The sequence below is a fragment of the Streptomyces sp. NPDC030820 genome, from assembly GCF_055572075.1.
Window position 1 is genome coordinate 515,263 of sequence record NZ_JBVIEB010000002.1, and the last position, 19,168, is coordinate 534,430.

The window sequence follows — 19,168 nt, forward strand, 5'->3', positions numbered from 1 at the left end:
GTTCTAATCATCGCCAGTGCATTAATGGCCGCCAGAGTCTTCATCCTCGCTCAAGCATTAATCTGGGCCGGGTGACCTCCATGCCCGCGTCCGAGCGCCTCGGCTCCCACCTCAAGCGGGCCGAGCAGGCCCTCAACGCCACGAAGACCGCGGTCCTCAAGCCCGCGGGCCTGACCGTCGCCCAGTACGCCGCGCTGCTCCACCTCTCCGACAACCCCGGCATCTCAGCCGCGGCCCTTGCCCGGCTGTGCGGGGTCACCCCGCCGACCATGAACACGGTCCTGAAGAACCTCCAGGACCGCGATCTGATCACCCGCAGCCCGCACGAGTGGCACAGGAACGTCCTGGAGACCCGCCTCACGGACGAGGGCCGCGCCGTCATGGCCGAGGCCGACACGGCCGCCGTACGCGTCGAACGCGCCCTCGCCGCGGAGTTCAGCGACGCCGAGCGCGAGGCCCTGACCGGGCTGCTCGCCCGCTGTGTCAGAGTCCTGGAGGAACAGCGCCCGGGAAGTTCATGACGGGCTCCGGCGCCGGATCCGTCACCCAGCCCGCCACCAGCACCAGCCGCGACTCGCGGTCGACGGCGAGGAAGCCGAAGGGGCGGTCGAAGACGGCCCGGACGACCGTGGTCTCGTAGCGGTACCGCGGCGGGGCGCTGCCCGGCGCCGCCATCACCGCCGTCACCGCCGCCGCCCGGAAGCCCAGCGGACCGAACTGCGCCACCGCCGACTGGCGGGCCTCGCCGATGGCGAGCGGGCGGTCGCTGATGCCGGGGAAGTGGCCGTGACGGTCATCCGCCGCCGCTGTCAGGCCGAACAGCTCGGCCAGCGCGAGCAGATCGTGATCGGCGCGCACCTCGTACGCCACCGTCCGCACATCCAGCGTCAGCGGCTCCGGCTCGACGGCCGGCTGCTGCTCCACGCGCAGGCCCGGCCCCACATGCCCGTGCGGCAGCGAGCCGCCCGCGGTCAGCGGCAGCGCCCGCGCCACGATCCCGACGCCGGCCGCCAGCACCTGACCCGGTGTCATGTGCTCCTCGCCGAGCACCAGATGCACATCGACGCCGTTGTCACCGGGCACCGTCAGCGCCGTGACGAAGCCGTCCGGGGTGCCCGTCACCCCCACCCGGTCCGGACGGACGCTGCGGCGGTACAGCCCGCGCAGCGTACGCCCCTGCCAGGGGCCGGACGCGGGCCGCAACGGCAGCTCGGTGAACGGCTGCCGCCAGGTCGTGCGCAGGGACAGGGCACTGGCCAGCACCATCCGCGCGTCCCGGGTCAGCGCCACCGGCATGCGCTCCACCAGCCCGTCGGTCCGCTCGGCCGCCCAGGCGTCCAGCCGCTCCTGCGCGGTGACGAGGTCGTCCCCGAACACCCCGTACGTCCCGGCCGGCAGCCCGGCCCGCCACTCCTCCCGCAGGGTGAGCGCCTGATGTGTCCACAGGCCGAGCGCCGCGTCCAGCCCGGACACCGACCGCAGTGCCGCCAGCAACTCCCGTGCGGCCCCTGCCGCCTGATCCGCCGGCAGACCGAGGGCCTCGCTCAGCTCGTCCCGCGCCGGACCCGCGGCGCCGTCGGCCAGGAAGGCCAGCAGGGGCCAGACCCCCGGCGCGGAGAAGGCCGTGCCCTCGGACAGGGCCTGCACCCAACGCGCCGTCAGCCCGTTCACCCGGCGGACGGTCTCGGCGGTCACCTTGCTCACCGGTCGTTCTCCCACGCGTCGTTCGGGTGCACCTGGTCCGGGTACTCGGGGAACGGCAGCGGATCCGTCACCCACCCCGCCGCCAGCACCAACCGCGAGTGCCGGTGCAGCGCGAGGAAGCCGAAGGGGCGGTCGAAGGCGGCCTCCACCCTGCGCGTCACATGGCGCAGACGGGGCATCGCGCATCCCGCGGCCGCCCCGAACATCGTGACCGCCGCCGCGCGGAAGCCCAGTGCCCCGAACCGCGCCAGGGCACTCTGCGCGGCCGAGCCGATGGCGAGCGGGTAGTCGCTGATGCCGGGGAAGTGCCCCTGCCGGGTGTCCCGTGCCGTGGTCAGCCCGAACAGCTCGTGGCGCTCCAGCAGATCGTGGTCCGCCGTCACGTCGTACGCGGCTGTCAGGACGTCGAGGGTCGGCGGCTCGCGCCGGGCGCTCCGCTCCTTGACCACCCGCAGCCCCGGCCCCGCCGCGCCGTACGGCAGCCGGGAGCCCGGTACGAGCGTGCACGGCCGGTGCAGCAGGTCCACGCCCGCGCCGAGCACCCGGCCCGGCGCCATCCCCTCCTCGCCCAGCAGCAGATGCACGTCCAGCGCGTCCGTACCGAGCACCTTCAGTTCGGTGACCCAGCCGTGCGGGGTGCCGGCGACGCCGATCCGGTCCAGCACGGCGCTCCTGCGGCGCAGCCCCAACCGCTCGGTGGCGGCCCAGGGTTCGTACGCCGTCTCCAGCGGCACCTCCTGGAAGGGCCGCAGCCAGCGGGTCCGCAGCGTCAGCGCCCCGGCCAGCACCAGCTCGGTGTCCTTGTTCAGCGTGGCCGGCATCCGGCCGATCAGCCCGCCGGTACGGTCCGCCGCCCAGGCGTCCAGCGCCCGCTGGTCGGCGTCCAGGTCCCCGGTGAGCACGCCGTGCGCCTCGGCGGGCAGCCCCGAGTGCCACTCCGGGCGGAGCTCCAGCGTCCGCCTGGTCCACAGGCCGACGGCCGAGTCCGCACCGGGCAGGGCGGCCAGTGCGCCGAGCAACTCCCGTGCGGCCCCTGCCGCCTGATCCGCCGGCAGACCGAGGGCCTCGCTCAGCTCGGCCCGCGCCGGGCCCGTCGCACCGTCTGCCAGGAAGGCCAGCAGCGGCCAGACCCCGGCCGCCGACACCACCGTGCCGTCCTGCGCCGCTGTCGCCGCCCACCGCGTGGTGAGCCCGTTCACCGCCCGGACGACCTCGCCGCTTACCCGGCTTCCGGTCTGGGTGTCCACCCTCATTCCGCCCCCGTTCGTGCCCCGCTCGCATGCGCCCAGTCGTACGTCAGCCGGGCCACCGGCCGTTCACCGGTCCGCGGCGCCGCCGCCCGCTCCAGGAGCACGGTACCGGTGTCCTTGCCCCCGCCTCCCGGCCCCCACCAGCCGGAAGGGCCGTATCGGCCACCCCGGCCGGTACCTGTCCGGAAGACGACGGTGCCGACACCGGCATCAAGGTGTGAGCGCAGCCGTGCGAGCGCATTTATAGGGAGAAAGTGCCTGCGTAAAGCCCCCCGACATCCCCTGTCATCACATCGAGTGATTCTCTGGCCTTCACTTGCATGGCCGAACCCACGGTTGCCACGCTGTTGCTGTCTGTACAACCTGATGGGAGCGGCCAGTGACTTTCGGTGAGCAGCCGGCGTACCTGCGTGTCGCGGGTGATCTCCGCAAGAAGATCGTCGACGGTTCACTGCCGCCCCACACCCGCCTGCCCTCCCAGGCCCGCATCCGCGAGGAGTACGGCGTCTCGGACACCGTCGCGCTGGAGGCCCGCAAGGTGCTGATGGCCGAGGGCCTGGTGGAGGGCCGTTCCGGCTCCGGGACGTATGTCCGCGAGCGCCCGGTGCCTCGCCTCGTGGCCCGCTCCGGATACCGCCCGTCCGGCGGTGCCACGCCCTTCCGGCAGGAGCAGGCCGACGCCTCGGTGCGCGGCACCTGGGAATCCAGCAGCGAACAGACCGAGGCCGGGGCCGCCATCGCCGAGCGGCTGGGCCTCCAGGCCGGCGACCGGGTCATGCGCACCAAGTACCTGTTCCGGGAGGCCGGCGAGCCGATGATGCTCTCCACCTCCTGGGAGCCCCTCGCCGTCACCGGCCGCACCCCGGTGATGCTGCCCGAGGAGGGGCCGCTCGGCGGCATGGGCGTGGTCGAGCGCATGCGCGCCATCGACGTCATCGTGGACAACGTCACCGAGGAGGTCGGCGCCCGCCCCGGCCTCGCCGAGGAACTCCATGTACTCGGTGGAGTCCCCGGACATGTGGTCCTGGTCGTCCACCGCACGTACTACGCCTCCGGCCGGGCGGTGGAGACGGCCGATGTGGTGATCCCGGCGGATCGGTATCGGGTGGCGTATCACTTGCCTGTGAGGTGATGGGCGTTGGGGAGCCGCCCACCACGACCACCGCACTCGAACGCGAAGTGCGCCCCCCGAGTGAGGTAGCGCACACCCCTGGTGCGTTCCGGCGGTGGAGGGCTGCGTGTTTGGCCTTCGGGCGGGGGTGGGCTGCCGCCGTGATTCGGCCGTTTTGCCAGGTGATCGGGGGTCACACGGATATGCCCGCGACTAGGGACAGTGGCGCTCGTGACGGCGCGTTCGCTTCTGTGCGCCCCCTGCGTTCTGGCTGGTTGCATACCTCTTTGTGAAAAGGCGTGTTCGCTGCGTAAAGGTTGGGCGTACGCTCGGGCATATGCGTATTGCGGTTTCCTTAGGCGGCGCACGGCGGGGGCCCGGGACAGGAAGCGGGTGGGGGTCTCCCCGCGCGAGCGAAGCCGAGCGTGGGGGAGGGCGGGGCGGTGCGAGAAGGAGCGGCGCGGGCGGTGGGAACCATGAGTGAGGGGACGGTCTCCCTGCCCTGGATCGTGATACGGCAGGACGACAACGGCAATCGCTATCGAGTCGGCCGGTACGCGACCCGCGCCGAGGCCCAGAAGATCGCCGACAGTCTCGACGACCGGGGACACAAACAGCTCTACTGGGTCGAGCGCATCGGCCAGAACGGGGACGGCGCCCGCAACTGACCTCGCGCGCCCTCCCGTAGGCTCCGCCCCATGACGTCCATGACGCCCGGCACACCCATGACGGACCGGATCGTGGTGGTGGGAGCCGCCCTGCTCGCCGACGGCCGACTGCTCGCCGCGCGCCGCAGCGCGCCCGCCGACCTCGCCGGACGCTGGGAGCTGCCCGGCGGCAAGGTCGAGCCGGGCGAGCGGCCCGAGCAGGCCCTGGTGCGCGAACTGCGCGAGGAACTCGGCGTCGACGCCGAAGCGGTCGAGCGCGTGCCGGGGGAGTGGCCGCTGCGGGCGCCGTACGTCCTGCAGGTGTGGACCGCGCGCCTGCGCCCCGGCTCGCCCGCGCCGAGGCCCCTCCAGGACCATGACGAACTGCGCTGGCTGACCCCGGACCGGATCTGGGACGTGGACTGGCTCGACCAGGACGTCCCGGCGGTCCGTGAAGTCTCACCCCGGCTCACCACCGGCCGGCACTGAGCGGCTCCTACGCCGTTCGTGCCACTGTGCGCTCTCCCGCGCGGTACTGCCCCCTTGATATCGGGTATGTGCCCATTAACCCCACGAAACCGGACATGGGTGGGGGCTCGCTTGCCTGGGAAGTGATCGGCGTGATCGACACCGATGGCGACTGCGCCGAGTGGACCTTTCCCGCGGAACCGGACGCCGTGCGCACCGCACGCGCCGCGGTCCGTGGCCAGTTGCACGGCTGGCACCTCGATTGCGTGGCCGATCTCGCCGCGTTGCTGGTCAGTGAACTCGTCACCAACTCGCTGCGGCATGCCACCGGCCCCATCGGGGTGCGGCTCGTACGCCCCGTCGGGCTGGACGACGCGCTGCGGGTGGAGGTGTCCGACCCGCTGCCCGACCTTCCGCGCGAGCGCGTCGCCCACGACGAGGACGAGGGCGGGCGCGGGCTGCAACTGGTCGCCGAGTCCTCGCGCCGCTGGGGCACCCGGCCCGGCGCGGGCGGAAAGACCGTCTGGTTCGAACTGACGGTGCCGGGGTGAGCCGGAAGCACCCGGGGAGCGCGGAGGTGTACAGCGGGCGGGGGTGCGTCCATCGTGCGCCGCGGACGCGCGACCGGCTCCGGGGTGTGTGATTCGAGGGCGTGTTCCCTGGTTAGAAGAGTGGAAGTGTTGTCACGGACCGGTCCGAAAAACGTCTGGACCGAGCTGTGATCGTGAACACCGTGTCGTGCGACGCCGTAGTGCTGGATACTGCGGGCAGCCGCCGTCGGTGACCGGTGCCGGACGCGGTGAGCTGGAGGGGACGGTTCGCGTGAGCGAGATACCAGCGAAGGCCACGGAGTCCGAGGACCCGTCGGACGGCGCGATGAACCAGGCCGCGGAAGCCGCCGCACCCGGCGACGCCATGTGGCAGAGCAGTCCGCCCGGTTCCATCTACGACTACATCAGGGTCGCGTCCTTCTCCATCAGCCCCGGCGGGCTGGTCGACCAGTGGAGCCTGCGCGCCGAGCAGCTCTTCGGCATCCCCGCCGCACGCGCCGTCGGCATGGATCCGATAGAGGCCTTCATCGACCCCGACCTGCGCGAGCGCGGCCAGCACAAGATGGCCGAAATCCTCGACGGGCGGGAGTGGACCGGGGTCGTGCCCTTCCGGATGCCGGACCAGGCGGACGGCGCGCGCGGCGAGGAGGGCCTGGCCGAGGTCTACGTCATGCCCACCCGGACCGCCGAGGGCGACAAGGCCGCCGTGTGCATCGTCGTGGACGTCCGCACCCTGCGCAGCATCGAGACCGATCTGGCCGCCTCGCAGGCCATATTCGGTCAATCCCCCTTCGGATTCCTGCTGATCGACACCGATCTGAGGGTCCGTCGGGCCAACGAGCGGTTCGCCTCGATCTTCGGCGGAACCCCGGACGACCACCGGGGCAAGGGAGTTCACGACTATCTGCCGCGCGGTGAGGCCGAGCGGGTTTCGGCCACCCTGCGGCGGGTGCTGGAGACCGGCCAGTCCATCACCGACATGCATGTCACCGGCCATGTCCCCGGCTCCGAGGAACGCCGGCACTGGTCCGTCAACCTCTACCGCGTGCACAGCGGCAGCGGCCGGCCCATCGGCATCGCCTGGCTCGGCACCGACATCACCTCCCGCCGGGCCGCCGCCCGCGAGGCCGCCGCCGCCCGGCGCAACCTCGCCCTGCTCAACGAGGCCGGCGCCCGCATAGGGAACTCCCTCGACCTGGAGACCACCGCCCGGGAACTCCTCGACGTCGTCGTCCCCGGTTTCTGCGACCTGGCCACCGTCGACCTCTACCAGGGCCTGCTCACCGGCGACGAGACCCCGCCCGGGCTCACCGACGGCAGCGCCGAACTGCGCCGCGTCGCCTTCGCGAGCGCCGTCTCCGGCGCCCCCTTCGCCGGCTCCGGCGAGCCCGTCGAGGTCGGGGCGGTCCACCACTTTCCCTTCAACTCGCCCTGTGCGGACGCCCTGCGCACCGCCCGGCCGCAGCATGTGCCGCCCGAGGAGGGCGGGCTCGTGCAGTCCACGCTGGCCGTGCCGATGGTCGCCCACGACACGGTCGTCGGCCTCGCCCAGTTCGCGCGCGCCAAGGGCAGCGAGCCCTTCGGCGACCGCGACCGGGACCTGGCGGTGGAGCTGGCGGCGCGCGCGGCAGTGTGCATCGACAACGCGCGCCTCTACCGCCGGGAGCACGAGCGGGCGCTGATACTGCAGCGCTCGCTGCTGCCGCCGGGCGACCCCGAGGCCTCCGGGCTGGACATCGCCTGCCGCTATCTGCCGGGCAACGCGGCGACCGAGGTGGGCGGCGACTGGTTCGACGTGATCGAACTGCCGGGCCACCGTACGGCGTTGGTCGTGGGCGACGTGATGGGGCGGGGCCTGCGGGCGGCGGTCGCGATGGGCGAACTCCGTACCGCCGTACGGACATTGGCCCTGCTGGATCTGGAACCGGCCGAGGTGCTCTCGGCGCTGGACGAGATCGCGCGCGGGCTGGGAACCCCGGGGGGCGTGCAGCAGGCGACACGCACGGCACGCCAGCCGCGCGACGCCGACCTGTCCGAGGTCTACCTCGCGACCTGCGTCTACGCCGTGTACGACTCCGTCACCAGACGCTGTACGTTCGCCAACGCCGGTCATCTGCCGCCGGTGCTGGTCGAGCCCGGTGAGCCGGCCCTGATGCTGGACGTGCCGCCCGGCATGCCGCTCGGGGTGGGCGGTGAGCCGTTCGAGGAGGTGGAGGTCGAGCTGCCGGAGGGCGCGCTGCTGGCGCTCTACACGGACGGCCTGGTCGAGTCCCGGGACCATCCGCTGGACGAGGGGCTCCAGGCCTTCGTGGGCGCGCTCACCGACCCCTCCCGCCCGTTGGAGGACGTCTGCGACCACGTCCTCAACACCCTGGACACCCACCACGGCGAGGACGACATCGCGCTGCTGATGGCCCGGGTGCAGGGGCTGCCGGTCGAGTCCGTCGGCGACTGGACGCTGCCGCGTGAGCCGCGGAGCGTGGGCCGGGCGCGGGAGTATGCCCGGGGGCAGTTGCTCAGCTGGGACCTGGAGCCGCTGGTCGACACCACGGAACTGCTCGTCAGCGAACTGGTCACCAACGCGCTGCGGTACGGCGAGGGGGAGATACGGCTACGGCTGCTGCTGGACCGCACGCTGGTCTGCGAGGTGTGGGACTCCGGGTTGGTCCAGCCCAGGCGCCGACGGGCCCGGGACACCGACGAGGGCGGCCGGGGACTGCAGCTGGTGGGGCTGCTCAGCGCGGCGTGGGGCTCGCGCCGCACGCCGCGCGGCAAGACGGTGTGGTTCGAGTTGCCGCTGCCCGGCGCAGAGGCAGGCCTCACCGACCCGGCAGAGGCATTGCTGAGCCTCTTCTGACCCCGCCCACCCGAGGCTGGGACCTGGTCGGCCCGATCGGCTAGGCAGGTGCTGACAAGCTGCGGCGGGACCTCGTCTCCGGCCCCCCGTAGCTCGCCGGTGGCCCCCCGTCCGGGGCCTCTGCCAGGAGGACTCCGCCCAGGACCGCGGCGGCCAGGCCCGGTGTGTCTCCGTCGGCGCTCGTGTGCGGGTTGCCGTGGGACCGTACGTTCCGTTCGGCCAGGTCCCGGGCCTCGCGGGCCATGGCGTCGGCCTCGCCGGCACGGCCCGCGCCCAGTTCGCGCGCCGCCTCCGCCAGGCGGACCCGCGCTTCCGGGCCCACCGCGCCCCGGTGCACCGTGACGAAGTCGTCCGCCCCGGCGACGGAACTCCTCGCCACGAGCAGCGCCGCGGCGGACGGCGCACCGGCGTGGCCCGTCTCCAGCCGCTCCACCGCCCGCGCGATCCGGCGCAGGGCGTCCAGCGGGTCGTACGGGCCCGCCGTCAGCTCCTCCCGTACCGCGGCCAGCACACCGTCCGCGTGGACCAGCCGGGCGTGCAGCTCACCGCTGGTCAGGGGAGCCGGCACGGCCCCTTTCCGGGCCGCCGCGATCTCCGCCTCCGCGCCGGTCAGCGCGGCCGGCACCAGCTCCGCCGCCTCCCGCAGCTCCACGGCGAGCCGTTCCACCCCGGTGACCAGCACATCGGCCTGGGCCACCGCGCCCTCGGCGGCGCGCAGCTGCCCCGCGGCCCGTGCGCCGTCGCCCGTGTCGGCCGACTGGCGGGCCTCGTTGAGCCGTGTGGTGGCGAACACCAGCCGGTCCTTCGCCTGTTCGAGGTACCCGGTGACCGGCGCGACGGCCGCGGGCGTGCAGCGGTCGTGCAGGGCGGTCAGGGTGTCCTCGGCGGTGAGCGTCCGCCCCGTCAGCTCCCGGAACCGCCCCTCGGCGACCTCCAGCGCCCCGCCGAGTCCCGGCCCCTCCAGCTCCCGCAGCCGGTCCAGCGCGGGAGCCTGCGCATCCAGCCGGCGCCCCGCCTCCGCGCACCGGCCGACCACGCCGACCAGCGCCTGCCGCCGGGCCACGGCGTCCTCCGGCACCCCCTGCTCGTACCGCCGCCAGATCGCGCACGCGGCCGCCAGCTCGGTCTCGGCGGCCCGCAGGGCGTGGCGGAAGGGTTCGGTGTCCGCCTCCGCGAACCGCGCCTGGACGAATGTGAGTTCCTCCCGGCTCGTGCGCACACAGTCGTCGGCCAGGACCAGCGCGGCGCGCGCCTGACGCTCGGAGTCGGCCGGGGTGGGCGCGGGCGGGGCGGCGGAGACGACCCCGGGGGTCGTACGGGTACGGGCCCGGCGGGTGCGGCGCAGATAGCCGTATCCGGCCAGCCCGACGGCGGCGACCACCGCGATCAGGGGCAGCACGAGATCGGCGGTGGACGTCTCGTCCTGCTGCGGCGCGGCGGCGCTCGCGACGGTCCCGGTGTGCGCCTCGGGAACCGGATCTTGCGCGCCGACCGTCATCAGCGGCAACACCAGCCACCCGGCCCCGACCACGACACCCAGCACGGCATGCGCCACCCGCACCCATATGTGGGCCTTGGCGCGCCGAGGCCGGCCACGGATCAGGGAGGACGTCACATTTCGGAGCGTATGGGCAGGTAGGCGCCTTCGCGAGCGGGACGGATACGGGTGGGGGACAGGATGGGCAGGGGGTCAGGAATGGACACCGGGGACAGCGACGGGGCAAAGGCGGAAGGGGTGATGACGGACGGGGGAGGCCTGGACGGGGAAACGAGCGAAAAGCCACCCGCTCCCGACGACGCGACCCGCGCCGGCGGCACGGGCCGGAAACGCACCTGGCCGCGCACGCTCCGGCGCACCGCTCTCGCCCTCGTCCTCCTCCTGCTCCTCCCCACCCTCGCCGCGGAGACAGCCCTCCGCCTCAACTACACGGGGACCCCCGACCGCGGCACGTACACCCGCGACCGCGACGCCGTCTGGCTCGGCCACGCCTGGATCGACGGCCGCAAGACCGACGCCGACGTCACCGCCCTGGTCAGCCGGCTGCGCGACACCGGCATCCGCGACCTCTACGTCCACGCGGGCCCCCTGGAGCACGACGGCACGCTCCCCGAGTCGGCGTACCCCAGGGCCCGTTGGCTCACGGAAACCCTGCGTCGCCGGGCTCCGCACATCCGCGTACAGGCCTGGCTCGGCGACGAGGTCGCCCCCGAGAAGCCGTACGCCATGCACCTGGAGCGGCCCGCGACGCGCGCCGCCGTCGTCGAGTCCACCCGGCAGATCCTCGCCGCCGGCTTCCAGGGCGCCCACTTCGACCTGGAGCCCCTGCACTCCGGCGACCGGAACTACCTCGCCCTCCTGGACGCCCTGCACCGCGTGACCCGCGCCCGTCACGCCGTGCTCTCCGTCGCCGCCCACCAGATCGATCCGCTGCCGGCCCTCCACTCCGTCTGGGGCACGGTCACCGGCCACCCCAAGTGGTGGTCGCAGGCGTACTTCGGGCAGGTCGCGCGGCGTGTCGACCAGATCGCGGTGATGTCGTACGACACCATGCAGCCGCTGCAGAGCCTGTACGGCGGCTATGTCGCCCAGCAGACCTCGCTGGCCCTGGAGGTCACCCCCGAGTCCACCGACCTGCTCATGGGCCTGCCCTTCTACCACGAGAACCGCGTCGGCCACTGGGCCCGTGCCGAGACCGTCCCGGCCGCCCTACGCGGGGTCCGCCTCGGCCTGTCCCGCACCGACAAGGGCCGGGCCCGCTTCGGCGTCGCCCTCTACGTCGACTTCGCGGCCACCGAGGCGGACTGGACGGCCTATCGGGAGGACTGGGTCCGGTGAAATCGCGATGACGGGGTCCGGTGAATCGGCAAAACTGGGGCCGGTGACCGGAACACGACAGCACAGGACCGTCGCCGACCTCACCCCGCTCGCCCGCGCCGCCCTCGGCCGGCACCGCACCCTCACCGCCGTCACCCGGCTGCGCGGCGGCTCCAAGAAGGGCGTCTACCGGCTCCGCCTCGACGACGGCGGCACCGCGATCGCCTACGTCTGGTCGCCGGACGAGGACTACTGGGACCAGCCCGACGCCGACCCCCGCGACCCCTTCTCGCACGCCTCCGGACTCGATCTGTTCACCGCCTCCCACGACCGTCTCACGGCCGCCGGCGTCCGCACCCCGCGCCTGCTCCACGTCGACGCCGAGGCAGCCGCGGCCGTGGTCGAGGACCTGCCCGGCGGCAGCCTGGAGGAGGCCCTGCGGCGGGACCCGGACGCGGCGGGCCCGGCGCTGCGGGAGCTCGCCGGGGCCCTGCGCACCCTGCGCGGCTGCCGCTCCGCCGGCCTCGGCAAGGTCGCCGTGGCCGACGGTGGCGGCACCTCGTACGGCGCCTCCTGTGCCCGGCTCGTCACCGACCGCGCCCTGTCCGACATCGCCGAGACCGCCGTACGCGACCCGCGGGTCGCCGCGGCCCGGGAGCGGCTGGAGGACGCCGTGCGCTCCCTCGCGGACCGGGTGCGACCGCGTACCGCCGGGCACACCCTCGTCCACGGCGAACTCGGCCCGGATCACGTCCTGTTGGACGCCGACGGCCGTCCCGCACTGATCGACGTCGAAGGACTGATGTACTTCGACGCCGAGTGGGAGCACGTCTTCCTGCGACTGCGCTTCGGGCCGCACTACGCCGCCCTGCGCGACGGCGGCCTGGACGAGGACCGGCTGCGGCTGTACCGGCTGGCCATGCACCTGAACCTGGTCGCCGGCCCGCTGCGGCTCGCCGACGGCGACTTCCCGCAGGCCGGGTTCATGCGGGGGATCGCGGAGTACAACCTGGCCGAGGCCCTGGCTCTGGTGGGAGCATGATCGGCATGCACATGTTCTTGGTGGTGGCGGCCGTGCTGTCGGTGGCGCTCATGGGGGTGCTCGGTGCCCTGGCCGTCGCGGCGGAGTGGATACCGCCGGTGGCCCGTCGCCGGGTGCTGCGGCCCCGGCTGTGGGGGTACGGGGCGCTGGCCAATGCGGTCGGGCTGGGCCTGTTCATGTTCCTCGGACCGCTCGCCGACGCGGGGCTGGACGCCCTTCCGGCCGCCGGGTGGTGCCTGTGGATGGCGGGAATGGTGGTCCAGCTTCTCTCCCAGCGCCCCGGTCGCCCCGCTCCTACGAAGACCGCCTCCTGATCTTCGAGCCGAGCCACACCAGCGGGTCGTACTTGCGGTCGACCGCGCGTTCCTTCATGGGGATCAGGGCGTTGTCGGTGATCTTGATGCCCTCGGGGCAGACCTCGGTGCAGCACTTGGTGATGTTGCAGTAGCCGAGGCCGTGTTCGTCCTGGGCCGTGCGCCTGCGGTCCAGGCCGGTCTCCGCGGCCGCGTCCAGCGGGTGCATGTCGAGTTCGGCGATCCGCATCAGGAAGCGCGGGCCCGCGAACGCCGTCTTGTTCTCCTCGTGGTCGCGGACGACATGGCAGGTGTCCTGGCACAGGAAGCACTCGATGCACTTGCGGAACTCCTGCGAGCGGTCCACGTCCTCCTGCATCATCCGGTACTCGCCGGGGCCCAGACCGGCGGGCGGGACGAAGGCCGGGACCTCCCGCGCCTTCTGGTAGTTGAAGCCGACGTTCGTCACCAGGTCGCGGATCACCGGGAAGGTGCGCAGGGGGGTGACCGTGATCGTCTCGGCCCGGTCGAAGACCGACATGCGGGTCATGCACATCAGCCGGGGGCGGCCGTTGATCTCCGCCGAGCACGAACCGCACTTGCCGGCCTTGCAGTTCCAGCGCACGGCCAGGTCGGGGGCCTGGGTGGCCTGGAGGCGGTGGATGATGTCCAGGACCACCTCGCCGTCGTTCACCTCGACGGTGAAGTCCTCCAGGCCGCCGCCCTGCTCATCACCCCGCCACACCTTGAAGCGGGCCTCGTAGCTGCTCACTCGTACAGCTCCTCTTCGGCGAGGTACTTGACCAGCTCTTCCTTCTCGAAGAGGGCGAGCAGGTCCGGGCGGATGGGGGCGGTGGTCTCACGGCTGAGACGGATCTGGCTGCGGGAGGGGTCGGTCGCGGCCAGGCCGCCGGTGGGGTCGGCGAGGGCGCACAGCAGGTTCACGTTGCGCCACTTGCGGTCCATCGTGGGGTGGTCCTCGCGGGTGTGGCCGCCGCGCGACTCGGTGCGCTCCAGGGCGGCCCGGGCCACGCACTCGCTGACCAGCAGCATGTTCCGCAGGTCCAGGGCCAGATGCCAGCCGGGGTTGAACTGGCGGTGGCCCTCCACCCCGGCCCGGCGGGCGCGCACCCGCAGCTCGGCGAGCTTGTGCAGGGCCTGTTCCATCTCGCCCTCGCGGCGGATGATGCCGACCAGGTCGTTCATGGTCTGCTGGAGTTCCTGGTGCAGGGTGTACGGGTTCTCCGGCGGGCCCGCCTCGCCCTCCCGGTCCGCCTCCGCGGAGAACGGGCGCAGGGCCTCCGCCGCGGCCGTGTTGACCTGGGCGTCGTCCACCGGCGGGCGCTGATCCGCCAGTCCCTGCGCGTACTCCGCCGCGTGCCAGCCCGCCCGGCGTCCGAAGACCAGCAGATCGGAGAGCGAGTTGCCGCCGAGGCGATTGGAGCCGTGCATACCCCCGGCCACCTCACCGGCCGCGAACAGGCCCGGCACGCCGCGCGCCGCCGCCGTGTCGGAGTCGACGGCGATCCCGCCCATCACGTAGTGACAGGTCGGGCCGACCTCCATGGCCTCCGCCGTGATGTCGACGTCCGCCAGCTCCTTGAACTGGTGGTACATGGAGGGCAGCCGGCGCCGGATCACCTCGGCGGGCATCCGCGTGGACACGTCCAGGAAGACCCCGCCGTGCGGCGAGCCCCGGCCCGCCTTGACCTCGGCGTTGATGGCGCGGGCCACCTCGTCGCGGGGGAGGAGTTCCGGTGGGCGCCGGTTGTTCTCCGGGTCCTCGTACCACCGGTCGGCCTCCTCCTCCGACTCGGCGTACTTCTCCTTGAAGACGTCCGGGATGTAGTCGAACATGAACCGCTTGCCCTCGGAGTTCCTGAGCACCCCGCCGTCGCCGCGCACCGACTCGGTGACGAGGATGCCCTTCACCGACGGCGGCCAGACCATGCCGGTCGGGTGGAACTGCACGAACTCCATGTTCAGCAGGGGTGCGCCCGCGAGCAGGGCGAGGGCGTGCCCGTCACCCGTGTACTCCCACGAGTTCGACGTGACCTTGAAGGACTTGCCGATGCCGCCGGTCGCGACCACGACCGCGGGGGCCTCCAGGACGAAGAAGCGGCCGGTCTCGCGCTCGTAGGCGAAGACTCCCGAGACCCGGCCCGCGGCGGAGCCGCTGTCGGATGCCGTGTCCTTCAGGACCCGGGTGACCGTGCACTCCTGGAAGACCTTCAGCCGGGACTCGTAGTCCCCGGTCTCCTTGAAGTCCTCCTGCTGCAGGGCGACGATCTTCTGCTGGAGCGTGCGGATCAGCTCAAGGCCGGTACGGTCGCCGACGTGCGCGAGCCGCGGGTACTCATGGCCGCCGAAGTTGCGCTGGGAGATCCGGCCGTCCTTCGTACGGTCGAACAGCGCGCCCCAGGTCTCCAGCTCCCACACCCGGTCCGGGGCCTCCTGCGCGTGCAGCTCGGCCATCCGCCACTGGTTGAGGAACTTCCCGCCGCGCATGGTGTCGCGGAAGTGCACCTGCCAGTTGTCGTGCTCGTTGGCGTTGGCCATGGCCGCCGCGATGCCGCCCTCGGCCATCACCGTGTGCGCCTTGCCGAACAGCGACTTGCAGATCACCGCCGTACGGGCGCCTCGCTCGCGCGCCTCGATCGCGGCCCGCAGCCCGGCGCCGCCGGCACCGACCACGACGACGTCCCACTCCTGGCGGTCCACCACGGACATAAGACGGCTCACCTGTTCCTAGAAGAAGCGCGGGTCGGCGAAGACCCCGGACGCGACGAGATAGACGTAGAAGTCGGCGAGCGCCACGCTCAGCAGCGACGCCCAGGCCAGCTGCATGTGCCGGGCGTTGAGCCTGCCGACGAACTGCCACGCCTTGTAGCGCACCGGGTGTCTGGAGAAGTGCTTGAGCTTGCCGCCGACGATGTGCCGGCAGGAGTGACAGGAGATGGTGTACGCCCAGATCAGCACGATGTTGACCAGGAACACCAGGGTGCCGAGCCCCATGTGGCCCCAGCGGTAGTGCGTGTCCCGGAAGGACAGCACGGTGTCGTAGGTGAGCACGCCGGCGACCAGCAGGGCGGCGTAGAAGAAGTACCGGTGGACGTTCTGCAGGATCAGCGGGAAGCGGGTCTCACCGGTGTAGGTCTTGTGCGGCTCGGCCACCGCGCAGGCGGGCGGGGACGCCCAGAAGCTGCGGTAGTACGCCTTGCGGTAGTAGTAGCAGGTCAGCCGGAAGCCGAGCGGGAAGATCAGGATGATGATGGCGGGGGAGATGCCCCACCAGCTCCCGAAGAGATCGGCGTTCGGGCCCGCGTGCATGGTCCTGCAGTTGCTCGCCAGGCACGGCGAGTAGAACGGCGAGACGTACGGCGCCGCGTAGTAGTCCGCGTTGGCGAAGGCCCGCCAGGTCGAGTAGACGACGAAGGCCAGCAGACCGGCCGCGGTGACGGCGGGCGCCAGCCACCAGCGGTCGGTCCGCAGATGCGGAGCGGCGATCGCGGCGCGCGCAGTGGTCCGTACGCCGCCGCTGTTCTGTTGGGGTTCCGTACCAGTGGCCAAGGCAGGCTCCGGTCGTCAGGGATCAGGGGGCGTGCCGGTCGCGGGCGCCCAGGCCCTCGTCGTCCGAGCCCACCCACAGGCTGGTGTCGTACGGCGCGTCGGAGATGGTGACGAGGTCGGGGCGGCGCGGGGCCTCCCCGGTGGTGGCGGCCTCACGCAGCAGCGCCACGCTTTCACGCAGATGGTCGGCGTCCAGCCGGACCCTGCGCATCTCCAGGCCGCCGCTGCCGAGCTGGCGTTCCAGGCGCCCCAGCGACCGGTTCAGGTCGTCGAGGGAGCGCTGGACCGAGGTGATGTCGTCGTGCACGGACATGACTTGCCCTCACTTCCGCGGGTCCGGCGGGCCCTGGGCGGCAACGCTCATGCGCCTTGGAGTGTTGCGCGTCACACGTGCCGATGTGAAGGCATGTGCAGCGATTGGCGGAGGCGCACTGGTGCATCTCGGGTGGTGTTGCGCCGCACGGGTGGGGTTACCGCCCGTCGTCGCCGTGTCGCCCGTGGTGGCCGGATCCCTTCCTCTTCAGTGGGCCGCATAGATCTGATCAGCTCCAAATACCGCCAAAGGTGATCAGCTCCATATACCGACAAATGTGAGCATAAACCCGCGGCTTCCCGGAGGTAGCCAGAGATGTCCAACGACGGCCAGCGCCCCGTAGGGGCGCGGGGAACTGTGCGACCAGCCACGACGGTCCCGCAGACGAACGACGGCACATCGCGGCGCCTCCGGCGGAGCGTCAGCCGCTCGGTCTCCTTCCTGGCCACGGGCGCGCTCGCGGTGCCGTTCCTCGCCGGATGCGGCGGCTCCGACGAGAAGGTCCCGGGGCCCCTCGCCGGGCAGGACATCGCCCCGGTGGCCCGTGGCCGGGTCGCCGACGGCGGCACCCTGAAGTGGGCCGTCGACGCCCTGCCCGAGACCCTGAACACCTTCCAGGCCGACGCCGACGCCGGCACCAGCCGCGTCGCCCAGGCCGTCCTGCCGTCGATGTTCCGCCTGGACGCCACCGGCCGGCCGGTGCCCAACCCCGCCTACCTGGAGTCGGCCAAGGTCATCGAGACCGAGCCGCGCCAGGTCGTGCTGTACAAGCTGAACCAGCAGGCCGTCTGGAGCGACGGCCGGGAGATCGGCGCCCCCGACTTCGTCGCCCAGTGGCACGCCCTGGCGGGAAAGAACAGCTCCTACTGGACCGCCCGCAACGCCGGCTACGACCGCATCGAGAAGATCGAGCGCGGCGCCAACGACCTCCAGGTCCGGGTCACCTTCTCCCGCCCCTACGCCGACTGGAAGTCGCTGTTCTCCCCGCTGTACCCGAAGGACGTCATGGGCAGCCCGGACGCCTTCAACGACGGCGCCCGCCGCCAGCTGAAGGTCACCGCCGGGCCCTTCACCGTGGCCAAGGTCGACACCGCCGAGAAGGACGTCGTCCTGACCCGAAATCCGCGCTGGTGGGGCAGGCCCGCCAAGCTGAACGAGATCGTGCTGCACGCCGTACCCCGCGACAAACGGGCCGCCGCGCTCGCCGACGGCAGCGTGGACATCGCCGACGTCGACCCCGCCGACGCCGAGCGGATCGGGCTCGCCGCCCACGCCGCGAACCCGCTGCAGGGCTCGGGCAAGACCTCGGTGAAGAAGCTGCGGGACTGGGCGCGCGCGCACGACTTCGCCGCCGGCGACGTCAAGGCCGGCCGGGAGCAGCTGCGCAGGGCCGTCTCCGAGTACCTGGACGAGCAGCAGGCGCTGCGCGACGTCGAGGTCCGCAGGTCGCTGGAGCCCGCCTACACCCAGCTCGCCCTGAACGGCTCCACGGGCCCCCTCGCCGACGAACGCGTCCGCCGGGCCGTCGCCCGCGCCCTGGACCGCCGGGAACTGGCCAAGCTGGTGCTCACCCCGCTGGGCCTGCCCGCCGTCCCGGTCGGCAGCCATCTCGCCCTGTCCGGGCAGGCCGCGTACGCCGACAACAGCGGCGCGATCGGCGACCAGGACACCAAGGAGGCGCAGGCGCTGCTCACCGACGCCGGCTGGGTGGCCGGCGGCCCGATCAAGCAGCAGCCCAAGAAGAAGGGCGACAAGGCGGCCGGCCCCGAGCGCGAGAAGACGGCCAAGGAGGACAAGTCCGACGGCGGAAACGACGGCGAGCACGTCGTCGGCGGGGACGAGAAGAACGGCGGCCGCGGGGACGGGGGCGACCGGCACCTGGCGCGCGAGGGCAAGCAGGGCGGTGCACAGGGGGCGTACGCCCCCCAGGGCACGGCCGCGCCGGCCGCCGCGGCGGCACCGCAGCTCGCCAAGGACGGCAAGCCGCTCCTGCTCCGCTTCGTCCTCCCGTCCGGCCCCGGCTCTCAGACGCTGGACTCGGTCGCCGAGCGGATCTCGGCCATGCTGGAGCGGGTCGGCATCCGGACGACGATCACCAAGGTCCCGGACGCGAGCTACTTCAAGGACCACATCGCCTCCGGCGACTACGACCTCGCGCTGTACTCGTGGCCGTCCTCCGCGTTCCCGGCGACGGACGACCGGCCGGTGTTCGCGAAGCCGGTGCCGGCGGCGGACGGCTCGCTGAACGTCGAGCAGAACTACACCCGGGTGGGCACCGACCAGGTCGACCAGCTCTTCGACGAGGCCGCGGCGACCCTGGACGAGGACGAGGAGGTGTCGCTGATCCGCAAGGCGGACTCGCGGATCTGGGCCTCGGCGGCGTCGATCCCGCTGTACCAGCGGCCGCAGCTCGTGGCGGTGCGGAAGAATCTTGTCAACGCCGGGGCGTTCGGATTCCAGACGCCGGTCTACGAGGACATGGGCTTCCTGAAGAAGGGCGCGAAGGTCGCAGCCGGTCCCACCAGCACACCTTCGCCCAGCTGATCT

General features: G+C 72.5%; 17 protein-coding genes. 10 read left to right on the forward strand and 7 right to left on the reverse strand.

Translation table 11 applies throughout. The features are described 5' to 3' along the window. The first annotated feature begins 80 nt into the window (after positions 1 to 80). On the forward strand, positions 81 to 521 hold the full coding sequence (locus tag ACZ418_RS06980; RefSeq protein ID WP_468358913.1) for a MarR family winged helix-turn-helix transcriptional regulator: 441 nt from the start codon (positions 81 to 83) through the stop codon (positions 519 to 521). On the opposite strand, the gene ACZ418_RS06985 is transcribed toward ACZ418_RS06980, so the two are convergent. Continuing rightward, entirely contained in the window at positions 484 to 1,704 is a 1,221-nt protein-coding gene (locus ACZ418_RS06985) for a serpin family protein (protein WP_468358052.1), read from the reverse strand. The genes ACZ418_RS06980 and ACZ418_RS06985 overlap by 38 nt on opposite strands. Further along, on the reverse strand, positions 1,701 to 2,957 hold the full coding sequence (locus ACZ418_RS06990; protein WP_468358055.1) for a serpin family protein: 1,257 nt from the start codon (positions 2,955 to 2,957) through the stop codon (positions 1,701 to 1,703). Before ACZ418_RS06990 ends, ACZ418_RS06985 begins: the two co-directional genes overlap by 4 nt. Positions 2,958 to 3,333: 376 nt before the next feature. Here ACZ418_RS06990 and ACZ418_RS06995 point away from each other — a divergent pair, with 376 nt between their 5' ends. From ACZ418_RS06995 to ACZ418_RS07015, 5 genes are all read left to right on the forward strand, one after another. Next, positions 3,334 to 4,086 (forward strand): GntR family transcriptional regulator, encoded by a 753-nt coding sequence (locus ACZ418_RS06995; protein WP_468358058.1) that lies wholly within the window; start codon positions 3,334 to 3,336, stop codon positions 4,084 to 4,086. A 455-nt stretch (positions 4,087 to 4,541) separates the two neighbouring features. Next, complete coding sequence (locus tag ACZ418_RS07000) at positions 4,542 to 4,733, forward strand: SPOR domain-containing protein (protein WP_055709733.1); 192 nt, start codon at positions 4,542 to 4,544, stop codon at positions 4,731 to 4,733. Between the two features lie 57 nt (positions 4,734 to 4,790). Beyond that, positions 4,791 to 5,201: a (deoxy)nucleoside triphosphate pyrophosphohydrolase gene (locus ACZ418_RS07005; protein WP_468358916.1), complete on the forward strand. Its 411-nt coding sequence runs from the start codon at positions 4,791 to 4,793 to the stop codon at positions 5,199 to 5,201. Positions 5,202 to 5,296: 95 nt separating this feature from the next. Next, entirely contained in the window at positions 5,297 to 5,731 is a 435-nt protein-coding gene (locus ACZ418_RS07010; protein WP_468358062.1) for an ATP-binding protein, read from the forward strand. A gap of 271 nt (positions 5,732 to 6,002) precedes the next feature. Continuing rightward, positions 6,003 to 8,588, forward strand: coding sequence for a SpoIIE family protein phosphatase (locus tag ACZ418_RS07015; RefSeq protein WP_468358065.1), 2,586 nt, complete (start codon positions 6,003 to 6,005; stop codon positions 8,586 to 8,588). A gap of 40 nt (positions 8,589 to 8,628) precedes the next feature. Here ACZ418_RS07015 and ACZ418_RS07020 read toward each other — a convergent pair whose 3' ends face one another. Beyond that, positions 8,629 to 10,203, reverse strand: a complete 1,575-nt coding sequence (locus tag ACZ418_RS07020) for a hypothetical protein (RefSeq protein ID WP_468358068.1) — start codon at positions 10,201 to 10,203, stop codon at positions 8,629 to 8,631. Positions 10,204 to 10,284: 81 nt separating this feature from the next. On the opposite strand from ACZ418_RS07020, the gene ACZ418_RS07025 reads away from it, so the two are divergent. From ACZ418_RS07025 to ACZ418_RS07035, 3 genes are read left to right on the forward strand one after another with little or no spacing between them, the layout of a single operon-like run. Continuing rightward, positions 10,285 to 11,424 carry a glycoside hydrolase family 18 protein gene (locus tag ACZ418_RS07025; protein ID WP_468358071.1) on the forward strand — a complete coding sequence of 380 codons (1,140 nt, stop codon included), beginning with the start codon at positions 10,285 to 10,287 and terminating at the stop codon, positions 11,422 to 11,424. A 43-nt stretch (positions 11,425 to 11,467) separates the two neighbouring features. After that, entirely contained in the window at positions 11,468 to 12,445 is a 978-nt protein-coding gene (locus ACZ418_RS07030) for a phosphotransferase (protein ID WP_468358074.1), read from the forward strand. 5 nt (positions 12,446 to 12,450) lie between these two features. Beyond that, the gene (locus ACZ418_RS07035; RefSeq protein WP_468358077.1) at positions 12,451 to 12,759 is read left to right on the forward strand and encodes a hypothetical protein; all 309 of its coding nucleotides are present in this window, start codon (positions 12,451 to 12,453) and stop codon (positions 12,757 to 12,759) included. On the opposite strand, the gene ACZ418_RS07040 is transcribed toward ACZ418_RS07035, so the two are convergent. From ACZ418_RS07040 to ACZ418_RS07055, 4 genes are read right to left on the reverse strand one after another with little or no spacing between them, the layout of a single operon-like run. Then, the gene (locus ACZ418_RS07040; protein ID WP_468358080.1) at positions 12,740 to 13,510 is read right to left on the reverse strand and encodes a succinate dehydrogenase/fumarate reductase iron-sulfur subunit; all 771 of its coding nucleotides are present in this window, start codon (positions 13,508 to 13,510) and stop codon (positions 12,740 to 12,742) included. The two genes, ACZ418_RS07035 and ACZ418_RS07040, sit on opposite strands and share 20 nt — an antisense overlap. Further along, positions 13,507 to 15,468, reverse strand: coding sequence for a fumarate reductase/succinate dehydrogenase flavoprotein subunit (locus ACZ418_RS07045; RefSeq protein WP_468358083.1), 1,962 nt, complete (start codon positions 15,466 to 15,468; stop codon positions 13,507 to 13,509). The genes ACZ418_RS07040 and ACZ418_RS07045 overlap by 4 nt, the downstream gene beginning before the upstream one ends. An 18-nt stretch (positions 15,469 to 15,486) precedes the next feature. Further along, positions 15,487 to 16,308: a hypothetical protein gene (locus ACZ418_RS07050; RefSeq protein WP_468358086.1), complete on the reverse strand. Its 822-nt coding sequence runs from the start codon at positions 16,306 to 16,308 to the stop codon at positions 15,487 to 15,489. Positions 16,309 to 16,330: 22 nt separating this feature from the next. Further along, complete coding sequence (locus ACZ418_RS07055) at positions 16,331 to 16,621, reverse strand: hypothetical protein (RefSeq protein ID WP_468358089.1); 291 nt, start codon at positions 16,619 to 16,621, stop codon at positions 16,331 to 16,333. 315 nt (positions 16,622 to 16,936) lie between these two features. On the opposite strand from ACZ418_RS07055, the gene ACZ418_RS07060 reads away from it, so the two are divergent. Next, complete coding sequence (locus ACZ418_RS07060; RefSeq protein ID WP_468358092.1) at positions 16,937 to 19,165, forward strand: ABC transporter family substrate-binding protein; 2,229 nt, start codon at positions 16,937 to 16,939, stop codon at positions 19,163 to 19,165. The last annotated feature ends 3 nt before the right edge of the window (positions 19,166 to 19,168 follow it).